This is a genomic window from Pseudomonas taeanensis MS-3 (assembly GCF_000498575.2).
Taxonomy (GTDB): Bacteria; Pseudomonadota; Gammaproteobacteria; order Pseudomonadales; family Pseudomonadaceae; genus Aquipseudomonas; species Aquipseudomonas taeanensis.
The window spans coordinates 926,073-936,429 of record NZ_AWSQ01000002.1; the positions used below are offsets into that span (position 1 = coordinate 926,073).

The 10,357-nt window shown below is 59.4% G+C and carries 2 pseudogenes; one reads left to right on the forward strand and one right to left on the reverse strand.

Features of this window, described 5'->3' with window-relative positions:
* The first annotated feature begins 99 nt into the window (after nt 1-99).
* Nucleotides 100-9,403, forward strand: a pseudogene (locus TMS3_RS12345) (peroxidase family protein).
* A gap of 205 nt (nt 9,404-9,608) precedes the next feature.
* Here TMS3_RS12345 and TMS3_RS12350 read toward each other — a convergent pair.
* A pseudogene (locus tag TMS3_RS12350) lies at nt 9,609-9,868 on the reverse strand (transposase); the annotation flags it as partial.
* Nucleotides 9,869-10,357: the final 489 nt, after the last annotated feature.

Below are 10,357 nucleotides of genomic sequence, written 5' to 3' on the forward strand. Positions count from 1 at the left end.
TTCTGAATTGCAACGCTGAGCCACGCCTTTGCGAGGTCGATGCACGCCCGTGGCTTTTTGTTTTTGCGCTTCTGCGCCTTGAACATTGAGGTAATAGCCATGGCCACCTTCATCAAATCCGATCTTGAGTTCATTCTTCAGCAGATCCTCATTTCCGAAGCGCATGCCGCTGGTGGCGATCTTCTCGATTTGCTGCCGAACGTACAAGTGCCCTGGGGCCTTCGCACCATCGATGGGACTTACAACAACCTCTTGACCGGGCAGAGCGGCTTCGGCGCGGCTGACACGATTTTTCCGCGTCTGACCACGCCAGTATTCAACCCGGCGGAGGCGGGCACCTCCTACGCTCAGACCAGCGGACTGGTGGTCGACTCGCAGCCGCGCATCATCAGTAACCTGATCGTCGACCAGACTGCCAATAACCCGGCGGCGGTGGCGGCTGCGGCTGCCAATCCAGGTTCCGAGGTCGTTGTCAGCCCCGGTTTGGACGGTGTTTTCGGCACTGCCGACGACACCCTGGTCAACTTCATTCCGAACATTAAGCCGGACTTCGGTCTGACCGCGCCGTTCAACCAGTGGATGACCTTCTTCGGCCAGTTCTTCGATCACGGTCTGGATCTGGTGACCAAGGGCGGCAGCGGCACCGTGTTCATGCCGTTGCAGCCGGATGACCCGCTTTACGTACCGGGCAGCCCGACCAACTTCATGGTGCTCACCCGGGCTACCAATATGCCGGGGCCGGACGGCATCCTCGGCACCGCCGACGACATCCACGAGCAGGAAAATACCACTTCGCCCTTTGTCGACCAGAACCAGACTTACGGCTCGCATTCCTCGCAACAGGTATTTCTGCGCGCCTATCAACTCAACAGTTCCGGTGCGCCGGTGGCCACTGGCAAGCTGATTACAAATCGTGATCTGGGTGCCGATGGCAAGTTCGGCACTGCCGACGATACGGAAATCGGTGGCATGGCGACCTGGAAGGTGGTCAAGGCGCAAGCCCGTGATCTGCTCGGCATCAACCTGACCGACGCCGACTTCGACAACGTGCCGCTGCTGGCTACCGATCAATACGGCAACTTCATCAAAGGGCCGAACGGTTATGCACAGGTAGTGATACGTACCCCAGGGCCCAACGGCATCCTCGGTGATGCCGACGATGGCACCACGCTGGTTGAAGGCAATCCACTGGCTCCAGTCGACCTGACCAATGCCGTGCGCACGGGTCACCAGTTCCTCATCGACATCGCCCATAACGCCGTGCCAGTGGATCAGGCCGGTAACATGCTCACGCCGAATGCAGACGACGTAGCCGGTGGACCGGTAGCCGCAGGTTTCTACGACAACGAATTGCTTGACGCGCACTACATCGCCGGCGATGGCCGGGTCAACGAGAACATCGGCCTGACTACTGTGCATCACGTCTTCCACTCCGAGCACAATCGACTGGTCGAGGTGAGCAAAAGCGTGGCGCTGGAGTCGAATGACCTGGCTTTTCTCAATCAGTGGCTGCTGACGCCAGTGGTTTCACTGCCGACGACTCAGGCCGAGATCGATGCCCTGCAGTGGAATGGTGAGCGGTTGTTCGCAGCAGCAAAATTCGGCACCGAAATGCAGTATCAGCACCTGGTGTTCGAGGAATTTGCCCGGACTGTCTCGCCACAAATCGATATCTTCCTCGCGCCGAATGGCTACGACACCCAGGTCGATCCGTCGATCGTTGCCGAGTTTGCGCATACGGTGTATCGCTTCGGGCACTCGATGTTGCTCGAGACCATCGACCGTCTCGACCCGAATTTCGCCTCCAGTGAAATAGGCCTGATCGCGGCCTTCCTCAACCCGCTGGAGTTTAATCCGAACGGGCTGAGTCCTGACGAAGCTGCCGGCGCCATTGTGCGTGGCGTGACCCGTCAGGTCGGTAACGAGATCGACGAGTTTGTCACCGAGGCCTTGCGTAACAATCTGGTTGGTCTGCCACTCGACTTGGCCGCGATTAACATCGCGCGCGGTCGTGACACTGGCATTCCATCACTGAACGCGGCGCGCGCCACTTTCTTCGAGATGACCCAGGACAGCCAGCTGAAGCCCTACATCAGTTGGGCCGACTTCGTGATGCACATCAAACACCCGGAGTCGTTGATCAACTTCATCGCCGCCTACGGTACCCACTCGACGATCACTGCCGAAACCACACTCGACGGCAAGCGTGCGGCCGCCACGGCCATCGTGCTCGGCGGCGCCGGTGCGCCGGCGGATAGGCTCGACTTCCTCAATAGCACCGGGGCTTGGGCCAACGGCCCAGGAGGCGTGACCATCACCGGTCTCAACGCCGTTGATTTCTGGATCGGCGGCCTGGCTGAGCAGCAGATGCCGTTCGGCGGGCTGCTAGGTTCGACCTTCAACTTCGTCTTCGAGTCTCAGTTGGAAGCCTTGCAGAACGGCGACCGCTTCTATTACCTGTCGCGTACCGCGGGGCTCAATTTCGGCACCGAGTTGGAGAACAACTCCTTCGCTCAGCTGGTGATGCTCAACACCACCGCCACGCATCTGCCGGGCAACATCTTCCTGACCCCGGATTTCATTCTTGAGGTCGATCAGAGCAAACAGTTCAATCCGAGCGTGATAGCCGGGCCAGATGGCATTGTCGGCACCGCCGATGACCTGCCGGCTAATGCCGATCCGCTCAGCGGCAACCCGATGAAACCGCTGGTGATTCGCGACAACCCCAACACACCGGGGCCCGATTCGAATTACCTGCACTACACCGGCGCAGCTACCGTAGTGCTCGGCGGTACGGCTGGCGATGACATCCTGATCGCCGGCGACAGCGACGATGACACGCTCTATGGCGACGCCGGCAATGACCGCCTCGAGGGTGGCTACGGCAACGACATACTGCGCGGCGGCAGCGGCGACGACATCATCACCGATATTGGCGGCGACGATGTGATCCATGGCGACGAAGGCAACGACGTCATCCATGCTGGCAACGGTCTCAACCTGATTTTCGGTGGCACCGGGAATGACTTTATCGTCACCGGCGAAGACATCTCCGAGGTGTTCGGTGGCCCCGGCAATGACTTCATCCTTGGCGCCAAGGTCAACGGGCAAATGGCCGGTAATGAAGGCGACGACTGGATCGAGATTGGCAGCCAGGACGGTGCGCCCGGCGACAATTTCGACCCGTTCGCCAGGGATCAGATCATCGGTAACGACGTGTTTATCGGCGGCGGTGGCTTCGACGAATTCATCGGCGAGGGTGGCGACGACATCATGGTCGGCAGCCAGGGCGAGGATCGCAATGGCGGCATGTCCGGTTTCGACTGGGTCACCTATCAGAGCGATACCACCGGCGTGTTTGCCGACATGAATTTCCGCTTCGTCAATGTACCGGCGCTGCCGGCGTCGAACGCTTCTGTCCTGGATCGCTTCGAACAGATCGAAGGGCTGTCGGGCTCGAAGTTCAATGACGTGCTGATTGGCGACGATGCCGACGCGAACTTTATCGCCACCGCCGGTGCCTATGGCAGCGTGATGACCAACATCGCCCTGATTGACGGCATGCAGGCGTTTCTCGACAGCATGCTCGGTGCCGGGCAAACCTCGTTCGGCGCAGGCAATATTCTGTTGGGCGGCGATGGCAGCGACATCATCGAAGGTCGTGGCGGCGACGACTTGATCGACGGTGACAAGTGGCTGAGTGTGCGCATCAGCGTACGGGCCAATATCGACGGTAGCGGGGCCGAAATTGCCAGCTATACCAGCATGAAGCCGATGGTTCCGCTTATGCTCGATGGCACCTACAGCCCCGGACAACTGGTGATCGTCCGTGAACTCCTCGCGGGATCCGGGGGGTTCGACACGGCGGTGTACACCGGTTTGATGTCGGAGTACATCGTCACGCAAAACGCCAACGGCACCTATACCGTTGCAGACACCCTGATCAATGGCGACGGCGTCGACACGCTGCGCAATATCGAACGGATTCAGTTCAACGATCAGGCGCTGGTGCTGACTCCGGGCCTGAACGCCGAGCCGGTGGGGCAGTTGACCATCCTCGATGCCGCCACTAATACCGTGGACAACACCCCGGCCAAGGGGCAGTTGTTGCGTGTGTCGGCGACTGGCGTCAGTGACGGCGACAATATTAATGCTGGCAATCCGGGCGGGACGATCAGCGGAGGTATCTCCTACGTCTGGCAGTTTGAGGCAGTGCCGGGCAGCGGTATCTATGAAGACATCAAATCAGCCTTCGGCGGCGGTTTCCTCAGCGTAACGGGTCCTACCTTCAAGGTGACAGCGGACCTCACCGGTTTCGCGCTGCGCGTCAGGGCGGTCTACACCGATGGTCACGGCGTACTGGAGCAGGCCTTCTCGGCGCCGACCGCGGCGGTTATCGATGCGCCCACTCTACCGCCCGCACCGGCGCCTGTTGTTACTGAGGTCTTTAGCGGTGGTGTCGGCGTGCATTTCATTCGCTCTGACCTCGATTTCATTCTCGATCAGATCCGCATTTCGGAGCGGCAAGCAGCCGGCGAAGACATGCTTAACCTGCTGCCGAACATCGAAGTACCGTATGGCTTACGTACTGTTGATGGCTCCTTCAATAACCTGGTAGCCAAGCAAAGCGGCTTCGGTGCAGCGGATACGGTGTTCCCGCGCTTGACCGATCCAGTGTTTAAAGACGCGCAACCCTTGTCACCCACTTTGGGCGGCGATGGTGTAACGCCTACCTCATATAACCAGACCAGTGGCCTCGTACAGGACTCGCAGCCGCGGACCATCAGCAACCTGATCGTCGACCAGAGCGCCAATAATCCGGCGGCGCTCGCCGCGGCGGCAGCCAATCCCGGCTCGCAGATTGTCGTCAGTCCCGGCCTGGATGGCGTGTTCGGTACCGCCGACGACACTCTGGTCAACTTCATCCCCAATGTGACGCCAGATGCGGGCTTCACCGCGCCGTTCAACCAGTGGATGACCTTCTTCGGCCAGTTCTTCGACCACGGCCTGGACCTGGTGACCAAAGGAGGTAGCGGCACGGTGTTCATCCCGTTGCAACCGGACGATCCGCTGTTCGTCCCCGGCAGTCCGACCAACTTCATGGTCTTGACCCGCGCCACCAACCTGCCGGGTCCGGACGGCATCCTCGGCACCGCCGACGACATCCACGAGCAGAGCAACACCGACTCACCATTCGTCGACCAGAACCAGACCTACGGCTCGCATGCCTCGCAACAGGTGTTCCTGCGCGCCTATGAGCTCAATGGTGCCGGTGCGCCGGTCGCCACCGGCAAGTTGATCGTCAACCGCGACTTGGGCGCCGACGGTCAGTTCGGCACCGCCGACGATAGCGTGATCGGCGGCATGGCCACCTGGAAGGTGGTCAAGGCGCAGGCGCACGACATCCTCGGCATCAACCTGACCGATGCCGATGTCGGCAACATTCCGCTGCTCGCCACGGATCTCTACGGCAATTTCATCAAGGGGCCCAATGGCTTCCCGCAGGTGGTGATGAAGGGCGCCGACGGCATTGCCGGGACCGCCGATGACGTGCTGGTGGAAGGCAACCCGCTGGCCCCGATCGACCTGACCAATGCGGTGCGCACCGGCCACGAGTTTCTGGTCGACATTGCCCATGCCGCGGTTCCGGTGTTCGGTGCCGGAGGTGTCTTGATGCCGGATAGCGACAGCGTAGTGGGGTTGTCCGAGCCGGGCACCTACGACAATGAGCTGCTCGACGCGCATTACATCGCCGGCGACGGCCGGGTCAACGAGAACATCGGCCTGACCACCGTGCACCACATCTTCCACTCCGAGCACAACCGGCTGATCGATCAGACCAAGGAAACCGTCCTCGCCCAGAATGATTTGACCTTCCTCGCCGAGTGGCTGCTGCCTGGCACCGCGCCGGTCTCACTGCCGGCCACCCAGGCGCAGATCGATGCCCTGCAATGGAATGGCGAGCGGCTGTTCCAAGCGGCGAAGTTTGGCACCGAGATGCAATACCAACACCTGGTGTTCGAGGAGTTCGCGCGCAAGATTTCGCCACTCATCGATCCGTTCTTTGCGCCTAATCAGGTGTATGACACTGCAATTGATGCTTCGATCGTCGCCGAGTTTGCACATACGGTGTATCGCTTCGGGCACTCGATGCTGCTCGAGACCATCGATCGCCTCGATCCGAACTTCGCCTCCAGCGAAATCGGCTTGATCGCGGCTTTCCTCAACCCATTGGAGTTTGCCCCGAACGGACTGAGCCCTGATGAGGCTGCTGGCGCCATCGTGCGGGGCGTGACCCGTCAGGTCGGCAACGAAATCGACGAGTTCGTCACCGACGCCTTGCGTAACAACCTGGTCGGTCTGCCGCTCGACTTGGCCGCGATCAATATTGCTCGTGGTCGCGATACCGGCATTCCATCGTTCAACGCCGTGCGCCGAGAGTTCTACGCCGCGACTGGCGACAGCCAACTGAAGCCTTACAGTAGTTGGGTCGACCTGCTGCAGAACCTCAAGCATGCCGAGTCGGTGATCAACTTCATCGCCGCCTACGGCACCCATGCCGAGCTGCTGGCGGCTGATGTGAACACAATGGTCGAAATGCGCGCAGTGGCGACCGCTCTGGTGATGGGTGGCAGCGCGGTGATCAACGCGGGAGGGGTGGGCGGTACTGAGCGCACCTTCACCGCCGATGATGCCGACCGCATGGCCTTCCTCAACAGCGCGGGTATCTATGCCAACGTAGCGGGGGTCACCACCACCGGTGTCGATGCAATCGACTTCTGGATTGGCGGTTTGGCCGAGAAGCAGCAACCGTTCGGTGGCCTGCTCGGCTCGACCTTCAATTTCGTGTTCGAGAACCAACTCGAGAAGTTGCAGGATGGTGACCGCTTCTACTACCTGAACCGCACCGCTGGGCTCAATTTCGGCACCGAGCTGGAGAACAACTCGTTCGCCAGGTTAATCATGGCCAATACCAATGCCACTCACCTCTCGGGACTGGTGTTCTTGACCCCTGAGTTGATTCTTGAGGTCGACCAGAGCAAGCAGTTCAACGCGGGTCTGGGCAATGCCGATCCCTTGGGCAGCAACCCGCTTATCCCGTTGGTGATCCGCGATAATCCAGCGACCCCTGGCCCCGATTCGAACTACCTGCGTTATACCGGTGCAGCAACTGTGGTGCTCGGCGGCACGCCCGGCGATGACATTCTGATCGCCGGTTCCAGTGACGATGATACGGTCTACGGTGACGGCGGCAATGACCGGATCGACGGTGGTTTTGGTAATGACAACCTGTTTGGCGGCGCCGGCGACGACATCATCACTGACATCGGCGGTGATGACATCATCCACGGCGACGATGGCAACGATGTGATTCAGGGTGGCCCCGGCCTTAATCTGATCTTCGGTGGTTTTGGACAGGACTTCATCATCACCGGCGAGGATGCATCAGAAGCCTCAGGCGGTGGAGGTAATGACTTCATCCTCGGCAGCCGCGCCAACGAACAGGATATGGGTAACGAAGGCGACGATTGGCTAGAGGGCGGCACCGCCGACGGCTCGCCAGGCGACAACTTCGACCCATTCGGCAGGGACAACGTGATCGGTAACGATGTGTTCATCGGCGACGCCGGTCCCGACAAGTTCAATGGCGAAGGCGGCGACGACATCATGGTCGGCAGCGCTGGCGAGGGTGACCGTTACATTGGTGGCTCTGGTTACGACTGGGCCACCTTCAAGAATGCGCTGGGTGGTGTCGAGGTGGATATGGACAATATCCTCTTCGATCAAGTACCGGTACCGGGGGGTGCTGGGTCGATTCTGACTCGCTTCCAACTGATGGAGGGGCTGTCAGGCTCGGCGCACGGCGACATTCTACATGGTGATAATTCCACCTCGACCACGCTAGCCGCGGCCGGTGCCTACGGCAGCGTGCTGACCAATATTGGCTTGATCAATGGCCTGCAGGCCTTCCTCGACAATATGTTGGGGGCCGGTCAGACCTTCTTCGACGGCGGCAACATCCTCCTCGGCGGCGATGGCAGCGACATTATCGAGGGTCGCGGCGGCAACGATCTGATCGATGGCGACAAGTGGCTCAACGTACGCATCAGTGTGCGCGCTGGCGTCGACGCCAATGGCCTACCAACCGGGCCTGAAATCCGCAGCGTCAACAGCATGACCGAACTGGTCACGGACATGCTCGCGGGTAACCTCAACCCCGGTCAGTTGCAGATCGTCCGGGAGATCCTACCGGGCAATGGTGGTTTCAGTTTCGACACCGCGATGTTCACTGGCCTGCTGGCGAACTATACGATTGACGAAAATGCCAACGGCACCTACACGGTCACCGACAATGTCGGCCTGGACGGCATTGACACGCTACGCGGTATCGAGCGCTTGCAGTTCAACGACCAGTCGGTTGTGCTGGTCAACGGCCTGAATGCCGAACCCGTGGGCTTGGCCACGATCAACGACAGCACGCCAGAAGTCGGCTCCCTGCTGGCAGCCAATGTGGTGAGTGTGACCGACGCCGACAACCCCGGTATCGGTCGGGTTACTGGGCCGGTGAGTTATTTCTGGCAGGTCGACCGCGGCACCGGTGTCTTCGAAGACATCACCGTCATAGTCCTGGGGCAGGTGACACGTATGTCCGGGCCGACCTACCGGGTAACGGCCGACCTTGCCGGGCTGCAACTGCGGGTCAAGGCCATCTACCAGGATGCTCACGGCGTGCTCGAGACCGTGTTCTCGACCCCGACTACTGCGGTTTCGGCGGTTGCGGTCAACGACGCGCCGGTCGGCACCATGCTGATCAGCGACACGACCCCGAACGTGGGGCAACTGCTGACCGCAACGAGAGCATTCACCGATCCGGACGGTCCGGCTAACCCTGTGCTGTCGTTCCAGTGGCAGTCAGGTAACGGTGGCGTCTTCAGTAACATCGTCGGCGCAACCACCGCGACCTTCACCCCGACCCTGGCACTGACCGGGCAGCAGCTGCGGGTATTGGTCCGCTACACCGATGACCTTGGCACGCTGGAGACCGTGACGTCGGTGGCGACGTCGGTGGTGACTAATCTAATCGTCGGCACGGCAGGGAACGATGTGCTTAACGNNCGCTGGCAACGACACCTTAATCGGTGGCCTCGGCAACGATATCTTCGTGTTCGGAGCCGGCTTCGGCAATGACCGGATCATGGAGTTCGACGCTAACCCGGTCGGAGGCCAGGATCTGCTCAATATCGCCGCACTGGGTGTAACCGCGGCTAACTTCGCGGCCAATGTAACCATTGCCGATGTCGGGGCGGACACCCTGGTTACTATCGGAGCGGATAGCATCCGCCTGGTGGGTATCAACGATGCGACCACCATTACCCAGGCAGACTTTATCCTGGCGGTGTGAGGCTCCCAACTCGGAGTCGGGCATAAACTGATGCGGTGTGGAGCTAGGCTCCGCACCGCATTTTTAATTCCGAAAAACGTGGCCGTGCACTTTCCCGAACTGATTATTTAACGCGCCCTTATCGGCGCGTGGACAAATAGTTCATTCCAAATACAGCGGTCCATTGCACAACCCGCCCTGGGTTGTTGTTGTCGTGACATTGACGTCGACGGAAGTTGAGGATGGTGGTTTCATCGGGGATGCGCTCCAGGCTCAGCCCAGCAAACTGGCGCAGGATGATGGTCTTATACAGCGCCTCTTCCATCGTAAGATCGCTGTAGCCGAACCAGTTTTGCATCAGATGGATACGCCGCATCGCCATCAGTGGATAGGTCGAACGAGGACCTTAGCCCTTCGGGTATGGCTGCTCTATCAAGACAATAAACCTTTCCTTGGCACCACCCGATCCATTTCGATCAGGAACAGCTCTTTGCAGGTCGGCTAGTGCTGGCCGGCGTACTCGGCATCCGTGAAGGTCCCCGTTTTATCAGAAAACTCAGCGGATGGAGTCCAAGTATTTCGCCAAAATCTGTAAGTCGATTCAGCGTGCCCCTAAGAATACCGTCCTCACTCACACCGTCCCTTCATATTGCTGCGATTAGCAGCTCATCCAGAGCCTGGATCGCTTGTGCCTGCCAACCGGCCATGTTCAATCAATGATCTCAATGCAAGCCAGCATATCGGTGATCATGTTTACTCCAGGCATGAGGAGTAGAGCTTTTGGCTATGGCTAGCCAACAGGCAAAAACTCATCGGCAAGATGTGAAAAATGAGTTGTTTTATATTTGTTTTATAAATAGCAATTAAATCAATGGCTTATCTGGTATGTGTCGTCTTAAAAAAATATGGTCAGCATATTGACATGTCTTGTGCCCGCGTCTTTAGTCTAGGTGTGAGTGATCGCTGGCGAAGCAT